Below are 25,275 nucleotides of genomic sequence, written 5' to 3'. Positions count from 1 at the left end.
AAATCCTCCTTTTGGAGGGATCGTTAAAATACTTTTGGCAAAACAAAAAAAGTAATTTAAATGAAAAAAATTTATGCATTGCTAATTCTTGCCTTTGGATGTATGTCATACTCCTATGGGCAGATAAATGTATCAGGAATTGTAATTTCTGATGTTGAAAAAGTACCAGTTCCTGGTGTCTCTGTTTATATTAAAGGAGAACCAAAAGGGGCAGTTACTACAGATTTTGATGGAAATTTTAAAATTAAGGCACAACAAAATGATGGTGTTTTGGTTTTTTCTTATGTTGGATTTAAAACAAAAGAAGTTTCTTTCTCAGGAACTCAAAAACTAACTGTTTCTTTAGCAGAAGAGGTTAGTACTTTAAATGAAGTAGTAGTGGTTGGTTACGGTTCTCAAAAAAGATCTGACGTAACTGGAGCTATTGGTTCTGTAAAAAGTGAGAATTTTAACAAAGGAGTTGTTGCCAATGCAGGTCAGTTAATTCAAGGTAAAGTTGCCGGAGTTAATGTTATGGCGGCAAGTGGTGAGCCTGGTGCAAATCAAGATATTATTATTCGTGGAGTTGGAAGTTTACGTTCTGGAACAACACCTCTTTATGTAGTAGATGGATTTGCTTTGGATAACAGCAATACAGGAGTAGCTTCGAACCCGTTAAACTTTATCAATCCTCAGGATATTGAAAGTATTGAAGTCCTTAAAGATGCTTCTGCTTCTGCTATCTATGGATCTAGGGCAGCAAATGGAGTAGTTGTAATTACAACTAAAAAAGGAGCAAAAGGACAATCAAAGATTAATCTTTCTGTGACTACTGGTTTTTCTTCATTGGCTAATAAAGTGGATGTTTTTAGTGCAGACGAGTTTAGAAGACAAGTTGCAACTGTAAACGGAAACCTTCAAGACGGAGGGGCAAATACAGATTGGCAGGATGAATTAACTAGAACGGGAGTTTCTCAAAACGTTAATTTATCGATGAGCGGTGGAACAGAAAAATCAACTTATGCAGCTTCTGTTGGTGTAGATAATCAAGAAGGTGTTTTAAGAAATAGTGATTTGAAACGTTATTCTGGACGTTTAAATTTAAGTCAGAAAGCTTTAGATGATAAATTTAATATCACATTTAATTTGACTGGAACTAAGCTTGAAAATGAAAGACCAGATGCTAGAAGTATTGTAGGAAACATGTTGACAATGAACCCTACTGATGCGGTTTATGTAAACGGAGAGCCAAATGTTAATTTGAGCAACGATATCTTAAATCCTTTAATCAGCGAGAGAAATTACTCAGATGTTACAAACAACAACCGTATTTTGGCTAATATCTCTCCATCTTATGAATTCATAAAAGGATTAACGTACAAGTTTAACCTTGGAGTAGATTATTCTATGTCTGAAAGAGATATTCAGGTTTTACCTTATGCGTCTGCAACAAACACAACTTTAGGTTCATTGAACAATGTTATTACAAATAATAATAACGTTTTATATGAGAATACATTGACCTATAATTTTAACAAAAAAGCCCATAGTTTTACTGTTTTAGCGGGTCAGTCTTACCAAAAAATACAAGTTTACCAAAAAAGCTACAACTTATCAGGATTTCCTAATAATGGGGTAGAGCCGAAAAATCAAATCGAAACAGCAAGTGAGCGTACAACACAATCTTCTTCTGCTGTAGAAAACGAGCTTCAGTCTTTCTTTGGTAGATTAAACTACGGATACGACAACAAATATTTATTGACAGCAACAATGCGTGCTGACGGTTCTTCTAAGTTTGGTAAAAACAACAGATATGGATATTTTCCATCTGTAGCATTAGGTTGGAATATTACTAAAGAAGATTTCTTAAAAGAATCTGAAACTTTAAACAACCTTAAATTAAGAGCGAGCTGGGGTCAGACAGGATCTCAAGAAATTCCTTCTAAAATTACAAAAGCAAGTTATACAGAAAGTAACACAGGAAACGATACGTATCCATTAGATCCATCTGCTACAGATTTGAGCGGTTATCCTTATGGTTCAATCTACACACGTTTGGCTAATCCAAATATTCAGTGGGAAGTTTCTACACAAACAAACGTTGGTTTAGATTTTAGTTTATTTAATAATAGACTTTCTGGTACAGTAGATTATTTTAATAAAGTTTCTGAAAACATTTTGTTAGAAGTTGCTCCAACAGATCCTATTCAGCCTACATCTAAATATTGGACAAACATTCCAGCGATGCAGATTAAAAATAATGGTATCGAGGTAGCTTTAGATTACAGCAGTGATAAAAGCAAAGATTTCTCATACAGTGTTGGTGGAAATATTTCATTTACCAATAATAAAGTAGAGAATTCTCCATACCAAATTTTAACAACAGGAGGTGCGCAAGGTGGAGGACAATCTGGTGCAACAATCAACGGAGTTTTAAACGGACATTCAATTGGTTCTTTCTACATGCTTAATTTTACTGGGATTGGTTCTAATGGTTTGAATCAGTTTGCAGATACAAATGGAGATGGTTCTATTCTTGACAATGACCGTATCGTTGCTGGAAGTGCATTACCAGATTATATCTATGCTTTCTACTTGAACTTTAAATATAAAAATCTTGATTTAGGATTTAATTTTAACGGAGCAGGAGGTAATAAAATTTACAACCACGTTGCCATGACTTCATTCAACAGAGGAAGTTTAGCAAACTCTTTCAACACAACAGATAGAGCTTCACAATATTTAAACGAAGCTTCTACAAATTCAAACACAGTTTCTACTAGATACTTAGAAGATGGTAGTTTCTTAAGATTAAACAATGCGACTTTAGGATATAATTTAAGTCCTAGATTAGTTGGTCTTGGTGATGTAATGGACAATATTCGTCTTTCTATAACTGGACAAAACTTATTTGTAATTACAAAATACAGCGGTTACGATCCTGAAATTAATACAGGAACATCAGTTGGAGACATTCAGTCTTTTGGAATTGATTACTTCAGTTATCCACGAAGCAGAACAATTGTATTTGGCTTAAACGTTGCATTTTAATCAAAAAAAAAGAGAACATGAAAAATAAAATAGTAATAGCAGCTCTTGCATTAGGTGTATTATTTACCTGGAGCTGTACAAATTTAGAAGAAAAAGTCCTGGACGAATCTTTAAATGGAGCAGGACAAGCAGAAGCAATCAGTGGAGCAATTGCTCCAGCTTACGGACAATTAAAAGCGACTTGGATCCATACAAACAATTTTGGTCTTCAGTTAATTGCGAGTGACGAAGGTATTTTACCTTACAGAGGAGGAACAGATTGGTATGATGGCGGTAAATATTTAGCAGTTCACGCACACACAACAACGCCTACAAATGATCTTGTAACAAGTACATGGAACGAACTTACAAAGAATATTTCTAGAACACTTTCTGCAATCGAAGTATTAACGCCTCTTGCAGAAGATGGTAATAAAGAAGCACAAGGAGCACTTTACGAGATGAAAGCGTTAAGAGCTTACTTAAATATGATGACATTAGACAGCTGGGGATTGGTATTCAAAAAAGAATCATCGGCTTCTACTTCAGAAATTTTGAGAGGACAAGATGCAGTTACGTACATCGAAAACGAATTATTATCTGTTGCTGATGTGATCAATACAGATAAAGGGCCAGGAAGAATGACACAAGCGGCAGTTTGGGGACTTCTTGCAAGGCTTAATTTGAATGCTGCAGTGTATCGTGATCCTTATGGAACGCCTTCATTTGCACCGGCAGATATGGATAAGGTTATTAAATACACAGATAATATTATCAACTCTGGTAAATTCAGTTTATCTCCTGAGTATTTTGATTTATTTGATGATGATAACAACTCAAATAAAGAGGTGATTTTTGCAATGGATCAGCGTGGTGTTTTAAAAGACGAAAACAACCGTTGGGCTTATTGGTCAATTCCTGGATCAATGTTTCCAAGACCTGAATCGATTAATGCAGATGGAACAGATGGTCCAGCAATTACATCAGATTTTTACCAAACTTGGGTTGATGCTTATGGTTCTGTAGATCCTGCTGATGCTGATGCAAGATTTTACAAAAACAATGCAAAGGTGCCAGATAATTTAAAAGATCTTACTGGATTTTCTCCTTTAAATGATGAGAACCATTATTATTGTGTAAAAGCAGAAGAATTTGAAATCGACAGAGGAATTATGAGAGGCATTCCTTGGGCAGCTAGAAAAGATGCTAACGGAGCTTTTTACAAATGTGATACTGGATATAGAATTTATCCTGTAAAACAAATCAAAGGTAATGGACCAGACAAAAACGTTGGATATGTTAACCTTACTTTGAAAGTTGATTTTACAAATGAAGGAAGTATGCACTATTCTGGATACAGAGTTTCTAAATACCAGTTTAGCCACACTTCTCCAGACGGAAACTACTACAGCAGTGTAGATATGGTACTATTGAGATATGCTGAAATTTTTATGATGCGTGCTGAAGCTAAATTAAGAAAAGGAGATAACGCTGGTGCGTTGGCAGATATGAATACAGTTAGAACTTCAAGAACGGCTCGTGCTCCAATTCCTGCTGCGCTTCCTGCAATCAGCTTAGATATTTTGTACAGAGAATATGGTTTCGAATTTTACTGGGAAGGTTTAAGAAGAAATACTCAAATCCGTTTCAGTCATTTTGAAGATAAATGGACTGAAAAATCAGATACAGATGTAAACAAAAGATTGTTCCCAATTCCACAGGTAGCAATTGACGGTGCATCTAACACTCCTGGATATTTAGTACAGAATAAAGGATACTAGTTTAAGTTTGTTTTTTTATACGTTGAATTGAAGACTGCCATTTTATTGTACGCTATTTATGAAATAGGCAGTCTTTTTGTGTTAGTTGTTAAAAGCAGGGTAGTTTTTGAACCTTTAAGAAAACGCCCTGTTTTTTTTATCCCAAATTTATTTATTAAATATTTGTTTCGGCTGATCATTTCAGTTGACAGACCTTTTTTGCCCTACCAATCTACTACCTGCCATTTTGTTCATTCAAAATCCATCAATTTATTCCAAATGAAAACATCATTTTTATTCATCTGGCTATCCTTGTTTTTCTGGGGAGCAGGTGATCAGTTATATTCTCAGAACTTAGTTACAGTACATTCTCATAACGATTATGAACAAACCATTCCTTTTTGGAATGCTTACGCCAATGGAGCGACATCCATAGAAGCCGATATTTTTTTGAAAGATAATGGTTTATATGTCTCTCATGATCAAAAAGGAATTTCTGCTGCAAGAACTTTAGAAGATTTGTATTTAAAACCGTTAGAGACGGCTCTAAAAATGAATTATAAAAAAGAGCACAAATTAGTTTTACTGATTGACATTAAAACAGAAGCGGTAGCTACTTTAGATAAGCTTATTTCGGTTTTAAAAAAATATGAGACCATAACAAAAAATAAGGATATTAGAATCGTTATATCTGGAAACAGACCAGATGCAGAAACGTATAAAAAATACCCTGATTTTATCTGGTTTGATTTTCAAGAAATAGACAAAACAATTTCAAAAGAAAACTGGGAAAAAGTAGCGATGATCAGTGTAGATTATAAAAAATATTCAGTTTGGAATGGTTTAGGAAGATTAACACATGATGATCGTAATCGCATAAGTTCAATTATTGCTAAAGGAAAAAGCTTAAACAAACCATTTCGTTTTTGGGGTTGTCCAGACACTAAAACAGCTTGGAAAGCTTTTTTAGAACTCGGAGTAGATATCATTAATACTGATTCACCTTACAATTGTGTTCAGTATCTGCAGGCTTTACCAAAAAGATTGGTTACTGCTAGCAATTCTTCAAAAGTGTATGTTCCCACTTATAAAACAGATCAAAAAGATACTCCTGTTAAAAATGTGATTCTTTTAATTGGAGATGGTAATGGTTTATCGCAAATTTCTTCAGCGGTTTTGGCTAATGACGGCGCTTTATCGGTAACGCAGATGAAAAGCATCGGTTTTATAAAAACACAATCGGCAGATGATTTTACAACCGATTCTGCAGCGGCAGGAACAGCATTGGCAACAGGCCAGAAAACCAACAATAGAGCCATTGGGACAGATAGTTTGAGAAAACCAATTCCGAATATCTTAGAAGTATTACAAAAAAGAAATTTCTCTACAGGAATTATTACAACAGATGAGGTTACGGGAGCAACACCAGCCTCTTTTTATGCACATACTGAAGAAAGATCGAATACAGAATTAATAGCGCAGGATTTACTAAAAAGCAAATTAAATCTGTTTGTTGGAGGAGGTGCTTCTACTTTTAAAAATATTGCATTGGCTCCCAAATTCAAATTATTGAATGCGGTACAGGAACTGCAGGCAGAGAATAATGATGCAGTGGGTGTTTTTATTTCGCAGCATAGAGTTCCATCAGTTTTGGAAGGAAGAGGAGAAGTATTGGCGGATGCCGTAAAATACAGCTTAGAATTTTTAAACAAAAAAAACAAACCTTTCTTTTTAATGGTCGAAGGCGCACAGATCGACAGTTTTGGTCATGTGAATAATGCAGGAGGAATCGTAGCTGAAACCATAGATTTTGATACGGCAATTACTCAAGCTTTACTATTTGCTGATAAAAACGAAGGAACATTAGTAATCGTTACGGCGGATCATGAAACTTCTGGTTTTGCGATTCCGCAAGGAAATGTAAAAGAACATAAAATTGAAGGAGATTTTATTACTGTAGATCATACAGCTACTATGGTTCCTATTTTTTCTTACGGACCACATTCAAAAGATTTCCAAGGAGTTTATGAAAATAATGAAGTATTCCATAAAATACTTTCAGTATTAAAGTAAATAAGAATCTTAAAATAATAATAGCATAACGAACAGCCCCCAAATGTTCAATCTTGCCTGCCAGTGTTTTTTACGAAACAATGGCAGGCTTTTATTGTTTGATCAAATTTCAATTGAAATGCTTTCTCGGCATTTATACTGTTATTTAAGCATTGTCGTACAAGTTTTCTTTTATCCACAAAAAAAAGAATAATTTCAGCTGTTAGCGATAACAAATGCAATAACTACACAAAGAATCTGTCTATATTTTTGACTGATTAATCCATCTTAATAAAAAGCAATAAGTGTAATTTTATTTTCGGTTCAGAACCCCATTCTTCGTTCTGAATCTTGAATTAAGTTTGTTAATTATTAGTAATAAATTTTTGTTAGGTTTTTATTTGAGTTGGGAGATTAATAAATAATTTAATCTCCCTTGTTTTTGTTAGGCTAAAATGAGTTAAGACAATTTAATAATAGGTTATTTATATGAAAAGTGAGAATTTTAAAATTGAAAAGAACGATTCCTTAAAAATGGCAGTAATGGCTTTTATGCTGTTGTTTTTGGGTTCTTTTAAAGCACATTGTCAAGTTGATGAAAAAACAAAAAGTGCTTTCGGCGTAATTGAAAGATTAGTAGGAAATCGTGCCAATGAGTTTGAGTTAAACATTGCCGAAAATAAAACAAACAACAAATCGGATTGGTTTGAAATTGAAACAGCTAATAATAAGGTAAAAATAAAAGCATCAAACAATACCGCAGTTTGTTATGCAGCCTATAATTTTTTAAGAGACATAGGTGCTGTTTTAGTAAGTTGGGAAGGAAACAGAATTAACTTGCCTAAAACATGGCCAAAATATGCTAAAAAAGGAGACACACCATTTGAATATAGAGAATATTTAAATGCCTGTACGTTTGGCTACACCACTCCATGGTGGGATTGGAAACGCTGGGAACAAGAAATCGACTGGATGGCATTGCACGGAATCAATCTTCCAACTGCAATGGAAGGTCAGGAAGCGGTATGGCAGGAATTATGGAAAGAATATGGTTTGACAAATTCTCAGTTAGAATCTCACTTTGCAGGGCCGGCTTATCTGCCGTGGCAACGAATGGGAAATATCAATAGTTTAGAAGGCCCGTTACCACAAGAATGGTTCGTTAAAAAAGAAGCGCTTCAAAAGAAAATCTTAGAAAGAATGAGAGCACTGGACATGCATCCAGTTGTACCGGCCTTTAGCGGATATGTACCTAAGGCTTTCGCCGAAAAACATCCCGAAGCTAAAATAACCGAATTGAAATCTTGGTCAGGAGGTGGTTTTGCAAGTACTTTTCTGCTAGATTCTAAGGATCCGTTATTCAAAAAATTAGGAAAACGTTTTATTGAAATTTATACTAAAATGTACGGAAAGTCTAATTTCTATTTGGCTGATTCTTTCAACGAAATTGAACCTCCTGTTTCAGAACATAATAAATATGAAGAACTTTCTAATTATGGAAGCGCTGTCTATGAAACGATAAACGAAGCAGCTCCCGGTGCAGTTTGGGTAATGCAGGGATGGCTTTTTGGAGATAATAAAGAATTTTGGACTAAAGAAGCTACAAGCGCATTTTTAAGCAAAGTACCAAATGAGAAAGTGATGGTTCAGGATTATGCTAACGACAGATATAAGGTATGGGATAATCAGGAAGCTTTTTATGGTAAACAATGGACTTATGGTTATGTACATAATTATGGAGGATCAAATCCAGTTTATGGGGATCTGAATTTTTATAAAGACGAATTAACGAGTTTATTAAAAAATCCGCATAAAGGAAATGTTGTCGGTTATGGCGCAATGCCGGAAGGATTAAATAATAATTCGGTTGTTTACGAATACATTTATGATCTTCCGTGGACTAAAGGAGAACAGCCTGTAAATGACTGGTTGACTAAATATCTAAATGCAAGATACGGTCAGGCTTCATCAAAACCTGTTTTTCAAGCTTGGGAATTATTGTTACAATCTGTTTATAATGTCAAATATTGGGAAACCCGCTGGTGGAACGATTGGGCAGGAGCTTATTTGTTGTTTAAACGACCAACAGTAACTATTACTGATTTTAAAGGAAATCCAGGAGATAAAATTAAACTAAAAGAAGCTTTGGATATTTTAAGCAAAGAAGCTAAAAAGTATAATAAAACGAACCTTATCCAATACGATTTAATTGATGTTTCAAGACATTATAATTCACTTGCAATTGACGAAGAATTAATGGAGTGTGTTAAGGCATATCAAAAGAAAGACATTGCAAAAGGAGATCAATTGTTTAAACAGATTGAAAAACAAGTTTTGGATACCGATAAAATGATGTCAGGACAGCCTTTAAATAATGTAGAGCAATGGGTAAAATCAGCTTCGGATTATGGAAGCACTACTTCAGTTTCTAAACTGTATGCAAAAAATGCTAAAACATTAATTACACTTTGGGGTGGAGAAGGTCATTTGAATGATTACGCTTCCAGATCGTGGCAGGGAATGTATAAAGGGTTCTATTGGCCAAGATGGAAAATGTTTTTAGAAGCTTTAAAAAATTCGGCCGTAAATAATACTCCATTTGATGAAACGAAAGAAAGAGAATCAATTAAAAATTGGGAAATAAAATGGACAGAGAATAATTAAATTAATACTTAATTACGATTAATACGTATATAAAGAAAAAATTAACTAATTCCTGATAAACAAAACCTAAATAACAGCTAAAATATGAAATGAAATCTCCACGAAAACGATTTATTAGTAAGTATTTGATTATATAAAAATATAAAAATAACTTCGCTAAGCCTTGCTATCACTGACTTTATTGAAATTATCCATGTTTATGAATAACTTGTCCATTTCTTAACATTTCATTAGCACTAATTTCGTCAGTACTATTTAACCAATTAACCAATATTCACAATGGAAAAACTTAAACTTTTATTATTAGCCTTTTGCTTTGGCTTCTCAATGAATACATGGGCACAAAAAACAGAAGTGTCTGGTGTAGTTTTAGATGACAAAGGCGTTCCACTGCCAGCAGCCAATGTACTAGAAAAAGGTACAACGAATACAGCATCTACAGATTTTGATGGGAAATTTAAAATTTCGGCTTCAAACAAAAACGCAACACTTATATTTTCTTTTATGGGATTTGATGATCAGCCTGTAAAATTAGATGGAACAAAAACAACTTATTCAATTCGATTACAGCCAACCACAACAAGCTTAGAGCAGGTAGTTGTAGTAGGTTATGGAAAAGGATCTCGTAAAAACTTAACGACTTCTGTGACTTCGGTTAAAGCTGAAGATTTAAATAGAGGTGCCATCAGCGATGTTGGACAGCTTTTACAAGGTAAAGTTTCTGGTTTAAATATTTCATCAAGTGGTGACCCTACAAAAACGGCTTCTGTGGTATTACGTGGAGCATCTACGTTAAATAGTTCTCAAGGGCCATTTTATGTAATTGATGGAATTCCGGGAGTAGATATCTCTGTAATTGCGCCAGATGACATTGCTACAATTGACGTTTTAAAAGATGCGGCAGCAACAGCAATCTACGGTAACCGTGCCGCAAACGGGGTTATCATGGTCACAACAAAAAAAGGAAGTAAAGGAAGAACGCAGATTGCATACAACGGTTATGTGGGTTGGGAAGAAGTTTCAAACAGCCTAAACATGATGAATGCAGATCAGTTAAGAGCTTTTACTGTTAAAAACAATTTGAATTTTACTCCAGAAAATGATAAAGGAGCTAACACAGACTGGCAGAAAGAAATTTTAAGACCAGGACGTGCAGCATCAAGCAGCCATAACTTGTCTATGAGCGGTGGCGGAGATCATGGAAATTATACAGCAAGTATTACTTCATTTAATAAAGAAGGAGTAATGCAGAAAAGTGATTTCTCTCGTATCATTGCTCGTTTATCTGTTGAGCAGTTTGCTTTTGATGACAAGGTTAAATTTGGTTTAAATGTTACTAACTCTACTACAAAATATCAAAATGTACCACAGCGTAATACTGTTCTTTTACAAGCAGCGAGCCACCTTCCAGTTTCGCCGGTAAGAAACGAAGACGGAAGTTTTTTTGAAAATTTCATAAGTACAGGATATTTTAACCCAGTAGCTTTAATTGAACACGGTACAGACGAAACAAAAACAGATAACCTTGTGGGGAATTTAACAGCAGAAGTAAAATTACCTTTTGGAATTACTTATAATTTAAATTTAGCGCATCAAAGACTAACAGCATCACACGGGGAGTTTTATGACAGCTATTATTCACAATACAATAGTGCCAACTTCTACAACAACCCAGATCCACCTTTGACAAAATCTTTAGTGAATTTTGGTATAAATGGTTCTGCATTGAGAAATTCGTACGAAACCAGAAACAATATTATTGAGAGTTTCTTTAGTTGGGATAGAACATTTGGAGAACATAAAATAAAAGCGGTTGCTGGTTATTCATGGCAGGAAAATACTTTAGGAGATGGTTTTCAAGCTACAACAACTAACTTTCCTGTAGACAATGTTGGATATAATAACTTAGCTTTAAGTAATTATACTTCAGTTAACGGTTATGTAGTAAACTTTGGAGATAGCAAAGCCTATCAGAAAACACGTTTGATCTCTTATTTTGGACGTTTGAACTATAATTATAAAGACAAATATCTTTTACAAGGATCAATCAGAAGAGATGGTGGATCTATGTTTGGAGAAAATAATAAATGGGGGTATTTCCCTTCTGTAGGTGGTGCTTGGAGATTGGACAAAGAAAACTTCATGAAGAATCAAAACTTCTTTAGTGATTTGAAACTTCGCGGAAGCTGGGGGGTAACGGGTAACTCTTCTGGATTTAACGCTTACACAGCGCAATTTATCTCAGGAAGTTTAGGTACTTTTTATTACAATGGACAACAGATTGGAGCTTATGGTCCAAATCAGGCAGCAAACCCAGATTTGAAATGGGAAAAAACGGCTACATCAAATATTGGTCTTGATTTCTCTATCTTAAAAGGAAAAGTTACAGGTTCTGTTGATGTATACGATAAGAAAACAACAGACATGATTTTCAACTACAACGTAAATCCAGTATTAGTGCCAGTAGGATCAATTGTAGCAAATGGAGGAACAATGTCTAATAAAGGTATTGAGGTGAGTTTAAGCACAACTCCAGTTAAAACAGCAGATTTCAGCTGGACAACTAACTTGAACTTGGCACATAACAAGAATGAAATCGTGAAATTAACTAGTCCGTTCTTTGTTGGTGGAGATTCTATCCGTCGTGTACAGCCAGACGGAGGTGGGCAAACAGGTAGTACTTTACAGATTTTTAAAGAAGGAAAACCATTAGGACAATTCTTTACACTTAAATATGCAGGAAAAAATGCTGATGGAGTTTCTCAGTATTATGACAAAAACGGTGATTTGACTACTACACCTCAAATTGGAGTAGATTATCATTATGCAGGAAGCGCACAGCCAAAATTATTATTAGGATGGGCAAATAATTTTCAATACAAAAAATTTGATTTAAGTATTTTCTTTAGAGGAGTTTTTGGCAACAAAATTTTCAATGCAACTCGCGCCGATTTATTTAGACCGAGTACTGCAATGACGACTAATATATTGGTCGATGCTGGAAATGAGTCGCCAAATGACTTAAACTCTTTCAAGTATTCGGATCGTTTTATAGAAGACGGCAGTTACCTAAGATTAGACAACATGACTTTAGGATATAACTTTGGTAGAGTCGGCAGGTACATCAGCAGTGTACGTATTTATCAAACGATAAACAATGTATTTGTTATTACTAAGTACACAGGAATTGATCCAGAAGTTGAGCAAGGAGGAACAGCTCCGGGTGTAGATTCCAATAACTTCTATCCAAAAACCAGAACGTATATGTTTGGTTTAAATGTGATCTTCTAAAAATTAAAGCTAAAAATTATGAAAAAGATATTAAAATATTTAGGTCTTCCAGTATTGATGGCTGGTTTAGTATGGTCTTGCAGTGATCTTGATGTGCCTATTACAACGCAGTTGACACCTGACGTATTTCCGCAAAATTCAACACAATATATTCAAACAACAGGGCCGGTTTACGCCGCATTTAGAGGTGAGTTTTCATTTGCTTGGTGGTGGTCTCAGTCTTTAACTACAGACGAAGCGATTCTGCCTGCAAGAGGAGGAAACTGGTTTGATAACCGAAACTATATTGCCATGCACTACCACGATTGGAATGCAGACAATGGTATTGTGGGAAGTCTTTGGGATTGGTCGTCTAAAGTAATTGGAACAAGCAATCAGGCTATTTCTATTTTAAGAAAAGCAATGCCTGAAGGTGCGGACAAAAAAACTTTGATTTCTGAATTAAAAACGATGCGTGCCATTTCTTATTTCATGTTAATGGACAGTTATGGAGATGTGCCTTTGGATACTTTATACGGAGATTTCTCTTCTCATGCTAAAACACCAAGAGCAGAAGTTTTTAATTTCATTGAAAAAGAATTAAAAAGTGCCGTTCCAAATTTAAATGCGGCATCTGGAGTTGCTACTTACGGTAGACCAAATAAACAAACTGCTAATGCAATGTTAGCGAAGTTGTATTTGAATGCAAACATTTATACAGGAACAGCACGTTATACAGATTGTATTGCAGCCTGCGATCAGGTAATCAATTCTGGTTTATATTCGGTTGAGCCAAGAGCTACATACCTTCAAATGTTTTATCCAAATAATGGACCAGCAATGAAAGAATTCATTTTTGCAGTTCCTTACGATCCAGTAGCAGTTACAGTTGGTTTTAATGGACAAATGTATCATGCTCGTTATGATGTACCACGTTCTGAAAGAGCGAAGTTCGGTCTGCCTTACACGCCAAGTGCGCCAAGAAGTACGTTGCCAGAATTCTATGCTTATTTTAATGATGCTAATGACATTCGTAACAGACAATGGCTTACAGGACTTCAGTACATGAATGATGGAGTTACGCCAGTAAGAGTAACAACGACCAAAAAAGGATACGATCAATTTTACACTGGAGCAGATGGTGGAGCAGCTTATACCTATCAGGTAAATCTAACGCCAGATATTATTCCTCGTCAAAGTGTTGCTTTATTTGACCTTGGAAATGATGAAATCGCTTGGAACATGGGATACAGAAATATCAAATTTTATCCAGACGCAACTTCAACAAACCGTAATCAAAACAACGATGTTCCTTTCTTACGTTATTCAGATGTGCTTTTAATGAAAGCAGAGTCAATCTTACGTGGCGGAGCAGTAACTTTAGGACAAAGTTCTGATGCATTAGTAAATATGGTTCGTTCTAATCGTACGACATCTGCAGCTTTAAGCGGTGTAACACTAGAAGATCTTTATAAAGAAAGAAGCCGTGAATTTGCTTGGGAAGCTTGGCATAGAAACGATATGATCCGTTTTGGAAAATATGAAGGATCTTGGGGGTATAAAACCAATACAGACACTTACCGTCGTGTATTCCCAATCCCAACAAATGCAATGGTTTTAAATCCAGCTCTGACTCAGAATGATGGATATTAAGAATAAAAGTTTAGTTAAGTACGCATTGTAATTCAATTTTAATTGTGAAAGGAGAAGAGCGTAAAAATTCTTCTCCTTTTTTACTAAAAGAAAACTGGTCTTTTTTGGTTGCTCATGATAGCCAGTTTAGTTTCATTTTCATTTTTTGAATGAATACAAAGCTTAATCGAATGTAATTCCTGAGACCCCGACGAAAGATTAAGCTTTGTAAACATTCTTTTCACTTCAGCGTAATAAGCCAGTACAAAGAATCCTCTACAAACCAATAGTGCCTCATCAATAAACAGAATAAATGGAACTAAATCAAATCAATAAAATAGGACGTATCGCAATAAGTTTAACCCTTATTTTTTTAGTGTCGTGCAACGCTCAGAAAACGGTTTCTTTAAAGAAGAAACAGTTATCAGACATGGTTTATCCGTTGTTGGACACCGAAAATTCAAGATGGTTTTTCTTTTCATCAGCGAGTCGCCCTTTTGGAATGGTTAATTTAAATCCGGACACTGAAATTAATGGCGATTGGGGAGGAGGTTATAAATATACTACAGATACAGTAAAAGGTTTCAGCCACGTTCACGAATGGCAGATGTCGGGAGTATCCGTAATGCCCGTGACTATTTCAGAAGAAAATAAAAAGACTATTTTCAAAAATTTTTATTCTAAATTCAGCCATCAGACCGAAATTATTACGCCTGGATATCATTCGCTAAAATTAGATAGATATCAGATAACAGCAGAATTAACCAGCACACCAAGAGTTGGTTTTCATAAATATACTTTTCCAGCAAAAGCACAAAAAGCAGTTCTTTTTAATTTAAATACTGTTTTAGGCCCTTGTGACAATACAAACGGAACATTGGAAAAAAATAATGATTTTGAACTATCCGGATCTTTGGTTTTAAGTACCAATTTCAGACGTCCAAAACCATTAACGGTATTTTTTAAAGTGAAAACAAATGAGCCAATTTCTTCTGTTGAAAGAGATAATACAACGGGAAATTATTTGATTCATTTTGGTAAAACCAAAGAACAAGTGTTAATGAAAGTCGGTATTTCTTATACTTCAATTGAAAATGCCGATAACAATATTGAAACCGAATTAACCCATTGGGATTTTAATAAAACAGTTGAAGATTCCAGAAAAGTATGGAGCAGTTTATTAGGAAGAATAAAAGTAGAAGGCGGCACAGCAACCGACCAAAGAAGATTTTACACTGATTTATGGCATGCCCTGCAAGGGAGAAAAATGATTAGTGACGCAAATGGATCCTATCCTGATAATACAGGGGACAAATTCAGGGTGGGACATTTACCGTTAAATACAGACGGAAAACCAAAATTCAATCACTATAATTCAGATGCTTTTTGGGGCGCACAATGGACGATCAATAACCTGTGGGGACTGGTATATCCGGAGATTATGGAAGAATTTGTGTATTCGTTAATGCAGTATTATAAAGACGGCGGCATAATCCCACGCGGGCCTTCGGGAGGAAATGATACGTATGTTATGACGGGAGCTTCGGCAACGCCTTTCATTGTCAGCGCCATTCAAAAAGGAATTGTAAAAGAAAATTTAGAGGAAATTTATATTGCCCTTAAAAAAAATCATATGCCGGGTGGTATCATGGAAAAAGCCGGATATGAACACAACACCAATATTGGAGGAGGCTTAAAATATTATTTAGAAAAAGGATATGTACCGTATCCGCTTCCAGATGGAAATTTCGGAAGCCACGAAGACGGTGCGAGCCAGACTTTAGAATATGCTTATCAGGACTGGACTTTGGCTCAATTGGCTAAAAAGTTGAATCATGAAGATGATTATCAATATTTCATGAAAAGAGCCGAAAACTATAAAAATGTTTTTGATGCTAAAATAGGCTGGATGCGTCCCAAAAATGTGGATGGAAAATGGCGTGAAAATTATGATCCGTATCAATACGAAAACGGATTTATAGAATCAAACGGCGCACAATCAACTTGGTTTGTTCCACATGATATTTTAGGTTTGGCTGATTTAATGGGCGGAAAAGAAAAAGCAGTAGAAAAATTGAATGCTCAATTTGAAGCTGCTAAAAAACTAAAGTATACCTCTGGTACATCACACGATGCAGAATTACACCCGGAGTTTAGCAGAATTCCAGTAAATTTTGGAAATCAGCCGTCTATGCAGACCTCAAATATTTTTACCATTTTAGGAAGACCTGATTTAACGCAATACTGGACAAGAAACGTGGTAAAAGAAACTTTCAGCGGATTATCGCCATCAACAGGTTATAACGGAGATGAAGATCAGGGATTAATGGGAAGCCTGAATGTTTTATTGAAATTAGGTTTATTCCAAATGAACGGGGGAACAGACAAAGATGCCGTTTATGAAATTGGAAGTCCGATATTCAATAAAATCACGATTACATTAAATCCGAAATATTATTCAGGGAAAACATTTGTGATTAAAGCTACTGCTAATAATCCTGAAAATGTATATATAAAGGATATCAAATTCAACCAGAAAGAAGTGTCAAATTTTGAGCTTTCACATCAGAATATTACTAATGGAGGCGAATTGATTTTACAAATGTCAGATCAGCAAAAACATTAATATAACGTTGGGTTAAAGCCCTATTAACGTAAAGGAAAATAGAATTATAGTTATTTGAGAAATATTAAAAATAATTATACATGCCAACAAAAAACAAAGAAGTAACCACAATGAAAATATCATCCAAGTTTATCTTTTTTTTAGGAATATCATTTCTTACTATTACAGGTAGCGCACAGCAAAAAGTTCATCAATACGTTGACCCAATGATCGGTTCAGAGGGAGTGGGCAGGGTTTTTATTGGCCCTTCCTGTCCTTACGGAATGGTAAAACCAAGTCCGGATTGTACTTCGAGTCCAAACAGTGGATGGCTTCCAATGCCTAAAGAAGTCACAGGATTCAGTCAGGTACACGTGAGCGGAACGGGAGGTGGCCCAAAATATGGAAATATTCAGATTATGCCATTTTCGGGAGCTTTGGATAAAATGGATCAGACTTCTTTTAGAACAGAAGAGAATGTAAAACTGGGTTATTATGAAACGGTTTTCAAAGAGAACAACATTAAAACAGAAATTACAACTGGGGAAAAAGTTTCGTTTTATAGAATTACTTACCCAAAAAATAAATCAAAAGAATTAAAGATTGATCCAGGATTTTTCCTTGGAGAAGAAAAAATTCCTGATGCCAGAGAAGCACAACAGTTTGTAGGATCTCAAATCGAAATAGTTTCAGATACTGAAGTAAGAGGTTACAGCCGAATTCGAGGAGGATGGAATAACGGAAGAGCTTATACGGTTTATTTCTGGGCCGTTTTCGATCAGCCAATTGCCAAATATGTCACTTTTAAAGACGGAAAATTTTACAACAATCAAAAAGCACAATTTGATTCTGGAAAGAAGACTGGAGCGTTGCTTTCTTTTGGAAATTCGGGAAAAGAAGAATTAAATGTCAAAATCGGAATTTCCTTTTTAAGTGAATTAAAAGCGAAAAACAATATAGAAATTGAAATCCCGCATTGGAATTTCAACACCGTTTTAGCCACTTTAGAAAATAAATGGGAAGATTTATTAAGCCGAATCAAATTGTCAGATGATACTTCGGTAGAATACAGAAAAATGTTCTATACTGGTTTGTACCACACGATGATTATGCCGGTGGATCGAACAGGCGAAAATCCGTTATGGACGAATGACGAACCGTATTATGATGATTTTTATACGATTTGGGATACCTTCAGAACTTCAAGTCCGTTAATTACTTTAATAGATTCTAAACGTAAAGTAGATATCATCAATGCGATGCTGAATATCTACAAACGCGAAGGCTATATGCCCGAAGGAAGAAGCGGAAATGATAACGGAAGAACTCAGGGAGGTTCTAACGCTGAGGTTGTAATTGCAGATGCTTTTGTAAAAAACTTAAAAGGAATTGATTACGAATTGGCTTTGCAGGCAATGATCAAAGACGCAACAGTACCGCCGGGAGGAAATGAAGAAAGAGAAGGACGTGGCGGACTTTTAGATTATCTGAAATTAGGTTACGTTCCTTACGGCACCGACCGTGCAGGAAACCGAACAATCGATTATTCATACAACGATTATAACATTGCGACTGTAGCCAAAGGTTTGGGCAAAACAGAATTGTACAATCAATACATGAAACAAGCCGAAAACTGGCAGAATTTATGGCGTGCAGATTATGAAAATAACGGAGCAAAAGCATTCATCATGCCAAAAGACAAAGACGGAAACTGGCTGGATGATGTCGTTTTCGGAGAATCTAAAATCCAGAAACCAACTTTTAAATATACGCCGGTTATTATCGAATCTCCTTGGTATGTCTGCCATTGGTGTGTGTTTTTCTACGAAGGAACTTCTTGGGAATATTCCTTTAGTTTACCACACGACATTCCGGAACTGGTAAAAAAATCAGGTGGAGAAAAAGCTTTCGAAACTCGATTGGACATTTTCTTTGATAATAATTTATTCAATGTTGCCAATGAACCTTCATTCTTAACGCCTTGTTTGTATCACTGGATCGGAAAACCCTATTTAAGCAGTGACAGAATCAGAACGATTATCAAGGATAATTTCAATACGTCAAGAGAAGGACTTCCAGGTAATGACGATTCGGGAGCAATGTCTTCGTGGCTGGCTTTCCACATGATGGGATTATATCCAAATGCCGGACAGCCTTATTATTTGATTAATACGCCTTTGATAAAAGAAACGGTTATGAAATTAGAAAACGGTAAAAGTTTTAAAATCACTACTAAAAAAATGAGTGATAAAAACAAATACATCAAAACCGCTTTGTTAAACGGAAAACCATACAACAAAGCATGGATTTTACATGATGATATTAATAAGGGAGGAGAATTAATTTTAGAAATGGATTCGAAACCTTCGGCTTGGGGAACAACAATTTTACCACCAGCAAAATAAAATGATGAACAAGATGAAAAATATATTTTTAATGATTCTTTTCTGCATTGTTTATCAGAAAGGAATATCTCAGAATTACATTCCAACATTAAAAAACAATACCCAACTGCATTATGTCTGTAAGCTTCACGGGCAAACGAGAACTTTACAGCTTACGGCTGAAACTTCGAACAATGCATTGGCTTTTAAACTGGAAACCAGAGGAGTAAAAAGTAAAATAGTAATGCTTCCTGAAGCCGTAAAAAACGGAACTGAATTAAGTTTCAATCAGGGAGAATATGCACCGGTTCTGAACTTAAAACCAACCGAAACGTTTTTTATGATTTCACAGTCAGCTTATCAGGATTTGGTTAAAAAAGGTTCATTTGTTTACAATAACACGACTTATGTTTTGAATAAAAGTGATGATAAAAATGAAATTTCTATTGATGGAAAAGCAGTTGATGCATTACATGTAAAAGCACAAATAGACGAAACCGAAATGTGGATTGTAAAAAATCCAGAGTTTCCTTTAATCTGTAAAGTAATTAAGAACCCGTTAGGAATTAATCCGACTTTGGTAAAAGTAGTGGATTAGTAATATTGGGTTTTATTTTTAAACACATAGGAACATAGTTTTAATTGCGTAAAAGGAAGAGGGAAAGAAACTTAATTTCTCACACATAGCTATGTGCATTTATGCAAGTGAAACGCCTTTTAACAAGTATTAAAATCTATGTCTCTATGTGTTTAAAACAATTGAAGTAAAAGCTGTTTTTTCATTAATTAAAGAAAGTATTATGAAACATTCTATGAGCCGTGGCGAATTTATCAGATTAAGCAGTTTATCATTAGGAGGTGTTTTAATGAGTAATACTCTTTTTGTAAATGATTTTTTTTCAGAAGGTACAGTCTCAAAAGAGGATCTTCAATTAATGAAAAAACTAATTCAAAATAATGATACGAAAGTCAAAAGTTTGTTGAACAGACCGTCATTGGATCCGAATATCAGAATAAGTAATTTTCGAGGCATTGCAAATACTGTAACGGTTTGTTCAGCATCATTTTGTAATTCGGGATCGGAATATTATAAGTCGCCTGTTTTAGTCGAAAAATTAAATGAAGCAATAGATGTTTTACTAAAAGGGCAATATAGCGACGGAACTTTAGATGCGGGAGGAAACAGACAATCTCCACCAGATACTGCTTTTATTTTAGAATATATTTGCCCCGCTGCTGTTTTATTGAACAGAAGTAAACAGAAAGAGCTGGCAGTAGTTCGTGAAAAAGTAAAACAATTTATTTTAAATGCAGGCGAGGCAATGATAACGGGAGGTGTTCATACACCAAACCATAGATGGGTTATTTGTGCCGCTTTAGCAAATATTAATGCGCTTTATCCAGATACCAGATATGTGAACCGAATTGATGAATGGTTGGCAGAAGGAATTTATCTCAACGAAGACGGGCATTATTCAGAACGAAGTGGTATTTATTCGGCAGTAATTGATAAAGCTTTAATTACGATGGCAAGATTGCTGAAAAGACCGCAATTATTGGAAATCGTAAATAAAAATTTAATTACGTATTTCTATTATACAGAAACTAACGGCGATCTGGTTACTGTCGATTCCAAAAGACAGGATCAGTTTATGGCTTTGAAAGTGACGAAATTTTACTGGCAATATCGATATATGGCTATTCGTACTCAAAATCCGATGTTTGTTTATATGGTAAATACGATTGAAAAACTTCCTGAGTTTACAAGCGATATCTTATCCGATTCGTTAGCTTTTTTTATGGAAAATGAAGACCTTCAAAAGCAAGTTCCAGCTGAAAGCAATGTTCCAAATGATTTCGAAAAGTTTTTTGTTCTTTCTAATTTGGCTAGAATCAGAAGAGAAAAAACGTCTATTACTTTATTTGGAGGAAATGATCAGCCGGTTCAAATTGTATCAGGAAGATCATCAAACCCTAATTTTTTAATGTACAGAAAAGGAGAGGCTATTTTAAAATACATGCGTTTGTCGACCTCGTTTTTCAGAATGGGGTATTTCAGCAGCAACGGAATTGTAAAAGAAGGCAACAAATATATTTTGACCGAAACCAAAGAAGCAGATTATTATCAGCCTCTTGCCCCTGAATATCGAAAACCCGATGGAGACTATAAATTATCAGAATCATTGGATGGAAGATTTTGGAACAAAATGGATTTTGATTCGAGAACAAAAAGCAATGTCAAAAAACAAATTACCGTAATTGAAATTACGGAGAATAACGGAGCATTAAGTTTGGATTTTAAAGTAGATGGCCCGCCAAATGTCGAGGTAACAGTCGAAATGTGTTTCAACGAAAAAAGTATTGTAAATGGAGCAACGGCTGATGAAAAGAAGAATTATTTTCTTAAAAACGGTTATGGAGAAGTTGCCACCGCAGGAGATGCCATAAAATTTGGGCCAGGAAAATGTGAACATTTAAATGTCGAAAATCTGGAAAGCGAACAATACACCTATCATCAGGGAAGTTTGCGTACCAATGGAGAGCATGTTTACATAACTGGATTCACGCCTTTTCGTCATCAAATGACAATATTTTAGGATTAGATTGAAATTCGTAGTAGATTTTTAAAAGTTGTTTTTAAATTTACAGGAATTACAACTTAAACTATAATATTTTAAATTATGAAACTATCTATTGTAACCTCTTTACTTTTTTGCTGCGTTTGTTTTGGACAGAATAATACAGACAACAGTTTGTATATGAAGTCGGACAAAATTACTTATTTATCAGATATCGGCTCAGATTCAGGGGATTTATATAAAACGATTGGACATCACGGGCCAGCGGTTGAAAACGAGTGGATGGCATTGCGAATTTACTTTAGCGATAAAGTAGCAATCGACGTTTATTCTAAAGCAAAACCAGGTTTAGAATTAAGAAAAGCAAATTGGTATCCAACACCAGAACAGCAAAAAGAAGGTTGGGGAGCCGATTATTATAAAGTAGCTTCAACTGTTGGTTTAGGAGGAGTAAAACTTTGGGACGGAGAGAAATTAGTGCCTTTAAACCCAGTTACCAATCGTTTGGCGCGTGTTGGAAAAACAGATACCACTTCCTGGATGGAAATGATTTCTAGAGGCGTGCCTTACAAAGGAAAGAAAGTAGACATTTTAGTTCGCGTGACCGTATTTTCAGGTAAAAGAGAAGCAAAAGTGGAAGCAGTTTCTTTAACTGGAGAAAAAGTACAATTTGCAACAGGAGTGAACTACTTTAAAGATTCGGCAACGAAAAAAGGAGCAAATTATATCGCAGTTTGGGGAAAACATCCAGAAGACGTTGCTGCCGAAATTGTTGAAGTTGGAGGAGCAATTAAATACAATCCAAAAGATTTTGAGAAAAATACAGATGACGGAACGCAGTATTTATTAATCTCAAAACCAGCAAAAAACATAGAAACAACTATTTTATCTTCATGTGCAAGAGAAACAGAACTAAACACTTTAGATAAATTGGAAGCATACATTAAAAAATAATTGAATTATCCTTTAAGCAAGGACGCGGATTAAACGGATTTACTTCGTAAAGACGCGGATAAAAACGGATAATCTATTTATATTTTTTAAAAGATTAATAAAAATCCGTTTTTATCCGCGTTTTCGCGTTAGCGAATCTGTTTAATCCGCGTCTGATTTTACAGGTTTTCTATTTTTAAAAACAGGACAAATAACGGATAATCATAAAAATAAAAACAAAATACATGTATAGAATATCGGCTATATTGGTAATACTACTTTCTTTAGTTGGAAGCATACATTAAAAAATAATTGAATTATCCTTTAAGTAAGTATGCGGATTAAAAGGATAACCTATTTATATTTTTAAAAAGATTAATAAAAATCCGTTTTAATCCGCGTTTTCTCGTTAGCGAATCTGTTTAATCCGCGTCTGATTTTACAGGTTTTCTATTTTTAAAAATAGGACAAATAACGGATAATCATAAAATTAAAAACAAAATAAATGTTTAGAATATCGGCTATATTAGTACTACTACTTTCTTTATATTCCTGCAAATCACAGCAGACTACGAAAAAAGAAGTTCAGATTGCTTTTATAGCTGATGCTCATTTACAGGATATTTTTGCCCAATTTGAAGACAGCGATTATAAAGGAATTCCAAATCCGGTAACGGGAGAATATGCCAATATCCGAACTATGAATTCGCAGTTGCATTCTACGAGAATTTTCAATGAAAATTATTTCGCTTTTTTAGAAGCTTTAAATGATATTGTTAAAAAAGGTATCAAACAAGTCGTTCTTCCAGGCGATTTCAGCGATGATGGACAACCTATTCACGTTCGCGGATTGCGAAAAATTCTCAATGAATATTCCCAAAAACACGGACTTTCTTTTTATGTGACTACAGGAAATCATGATGTTGTACGACCATTTTCTCAAGATGCTGTTAAAACTGATTTTTTAGGAAAAAACGGAAAAGAACAGATTATCAGCAGTTCTTTGAACAGCTTCAATAAAAATAAAAGCGAACTAGAACCGATAATTACTGCTGATATAAAAAATTGGGGTTACAAAGAAACTATAAACGAAATGCGTGATTTTGGTTTCTTTCCAAAGAAAACCGATTTATATTGGGAAACTCCATTTTCTAACTACAGCTATGAAAATTACAATTTTGAAGAGGCTCAAAAAGAATCCGATTTAGAAAAAAGAACGTATCTAATAAAAAATACTAATTTGTATCTGCCCGATGCGAGTTATTTGGTGGAACCAATTAAAGGAGTTTGGCTTTTGGCAATAGATGCAAATGCGTATGTTCCGAATGAGAAAATGTCAGGAAAACCAAATGATCCGCATGATTTTTCGGGAGCGAACACGGGTTACAATAACGTTCTGATTTATAAAAACCATCTTTTAAAGTGGGTAAAAAAAGTTGCTGCGGAAGCGAAACAAAAAGGAAAAACACTAATTGCTTTTAGTCATTATCCAATGATTGATTTTAATGACGATGCTTCGCCTGAATTAAAACAGCTTTTCGGCGCCAATAAAATGCAATTGCAAAGAGTGCCCGATGAAGAAGTCGCACAGCAATTTGCAGATGCCGGAATTCAGATTCATTTTGGAGGTCACATGCACATTAACGATACTGGCGTAAGAACATCTGCAAAAGGAAATACGTTGTTTAATATTCAGACGCCATCGCTTGCCGCTTACATGCCAGCTTATAAAATATTGACCATTCATTCTAATTTTGATTTGGAAGTCGAAACTATTGTAATTAGCAAAGTCAATAAATTCAACAGTTTGTTTCCTTTTTACGAAGAAGAATATGCTCATTTAAAAGAAATTGATAGTAAAGACATTTGGCAGAAAGAAATTCTGAATGCCAAAGATTATGAAGAATTTACCAATTGGCATTTAAAAGAATTGGTGCGGTTACGATTCCTACCTGAAGATTTTCCAGCCGATTTTTTAAAATCGATTGTGAATCTTTCAGGAAAAGATTTATTGCTGATGAATTCTAATGCTACAGATATTGATTCCGTTTTGAAATCCAATTCTTTCACTATTTCTGATTTTGAATCATGGAATGGTTTTGATATGATTTTCGATTTTTACCGCTTAAAAAGTGCCGATGAACTAGCTTTTTCAAAAATTGGAAAGAAAAGATTAAAAGAATATGAATTGATCTGCAGGCAGTTAAAAAAATCAGATGATCCAAAACTGGTTTTATGGGCAGAAATATTCTACAAAACCATGAATGGCGAGCCTTCCGACCATTTTAAAATTGATTTGAAAAATAACAAAATTGATAATTTATCTGTTAAATAATTTTGATATTTATTAAATCAAAAAGATTAAATTGCATTTATAATTTATTTCC

The 25,275-nt window shown here is 34.8% G+C and carries 12 protein-coding genes; all 12 read left to right on the top strand.

All coding sequences use genetic code 11. The features are described 5' to 3' along the window. Window positions 1–60: 60 nt before the first annotated feature. The 12 genes from P2W65_RS22125 (at window position 61) to P2W65_RS22070 (ending at window position 25,223) form a co-directional block, all read left to right on the top strand. Complete coding sequence (locus P2W65_RS22125; protein ID WP_289661321.1) at window positions 61–3,030, top strand: SusC/RagA family TonB-linked outer membrane protein; 2,970 nt, start codon at window positions 61–63, stop codon at window positions 3,028–3,030. Between the two features lie 17 nt (window positions 3,031–3,047). Beyond that, on the top strand, window positions 3,048–4,790 hold the full coding sequence (locus P2W65_RS22120) for a RagB/SusD family nutrient uptake outer membrane protein (RefSeq protein WP_289661319.1): 1,743 nt from the start codon (window positions 3,048–3,050) through the stop codon (window positions 4,788–4,790). A 258-nt stretch (window positions 4,791–5,048) separates the two neighbouring features. Beyond that, on the top strand, window positions 5,049–6,842 hold the full coding sequence (locus tag P2W65_RS22115; protein ID WP_289661316.1) for an alkaline phosphatase: 1,794 nt from the start codon (window positions 5,049–5,051) through the stop codon (window positions 6,840–6,842). A 468-nt stretch (window positions 6,843–7,310) separates the two neighbouring features. Beyond that, window positions 7,311–9,485 carry an alpha-N-acetylglucosaminidase gene (locus tag P2W65_RS22110; RefSeq protein ID WP_289661314.1) on the top strand — a complete coding sequence of 725 codons (2,175 nt, stop codon included), beginning with the start codon at window positions 7,311–7,313 and terminating at the stop codon, window positions 9,483–9,485. A 279-nt stretch (window positions 9,486–9,764) separates the two neighbouring features. Beyond that, on the top strand, window positions 9,765–12,776 hold the full coding sequence (locus tag P2W65_RS22105; protein WP_289661312.1) for a SusC/RagA family TonB-linked outer membrane protein: 3,012 nt from the start codon (window positions 9,765–9,767) through the stop codon (window positions 12,774–12,776). An 18-nt stretch (window positions 12,777–12,794) separates the two neighbouring features. Then, window positions 12,795–14,408, top strand: coding sequence for a RagB/SusD family nutrient uptake outer membrane protein (locus P2W65_RS22100; RefSeq protein WP_289661310.1), 1,614 nt, complete (start codon window positions 12,795–12,797; stop codon window positions 14,406–14,408). Window positions 14,409–14,700: 292 nt separating this feature from the next. Further along, a complete protein-coding gene (locus tag P2W65_RS22095) occupies window positions 14,701–17,013 on the top strand; it encodes a GH92 family glycosyl hydrolase (protein WP_289661308.1) in 2,313 nt (770 codons plus the stop codon). Between the two features lie 80 nt (window positions 17,014–17,093). After that, window positions 17,094–19,397: a GH92 family glycosyl hydrolase gene (locus P2W65_RS22090; protein WP_289661306.1), complete on the top strand. Its 2,304-nt coding sequence runs from the start codon at window positions 17,094–17,096 to the stop codon at window positions 19,395–19,397. Window positions 19,398–19,410: 13 nt separating this feature from the next. Continuing rightward, window positions 19,411–19,974, top strand: a complete 564-nt coding sequence (locus P2W65_RS22085; RefSeq protein WP_289661304.1) for a hypothetical protein — start codon at window positions 19,411–19,413, stop codon at window positions 19,972–19,974. Between the two features lie 148 nt (window positions 19,975–20,122). Next, window positions 20,123–21,973 carry a hypothetical protein gene (locus tag P2W65_RS22080; RefSeq protein WP_289661302.1) on the top strand — a complete coding sequence of 617 codons (1,851 nt, stop codon included), beginning with the start codon at window positions 20,123–20,125 and terminating at the stop codon, window positions 21,971–21,973. Between the two features lie 84 nt (window positions 21,974–22,057). Continuing rightward, window positions 22,058–22,909, top strand: coding sequence for a DUF4861 family protein (locus tag P2W65_RS22075; RefSeq protein WP_109194089.1), 852 nt, complete (start codon window positions 22,058–22,060; stop codon window positions 22,907–22,909). Window positions 22,910–23,393: 484 nt separating this feature from the next. After that, the gene (locus P2W65_RS22070) at window positions 23,394–25,223 is read left to right on the top strand and encodes a metallophosphoesterase family protein (RefSeq protein WP_289661298.1); all 1,830 of its coding nucleotides are present in this window, start codon (window positions 23,394–23,396) and stop codon (window positions 25,221–25,223) included. Window positions 25,224–25,275: the final 52 nt, after the last annotated feature.

It is taken from the genome of Flavobacterium panacagri (assembly GCF_030378165.1).
Taxonomy (GTDB): Bacteria; Bacteroidota; Bacteroidia; order Flavobacteriales; family Flavobacteriaceae; genus Flavobacterium; species Flavobacterium panacagri.
Note: the sequence above shows the minus strand (reverse complement) of the source record. Positions and strands in the feature narration are given on the sequence as shown.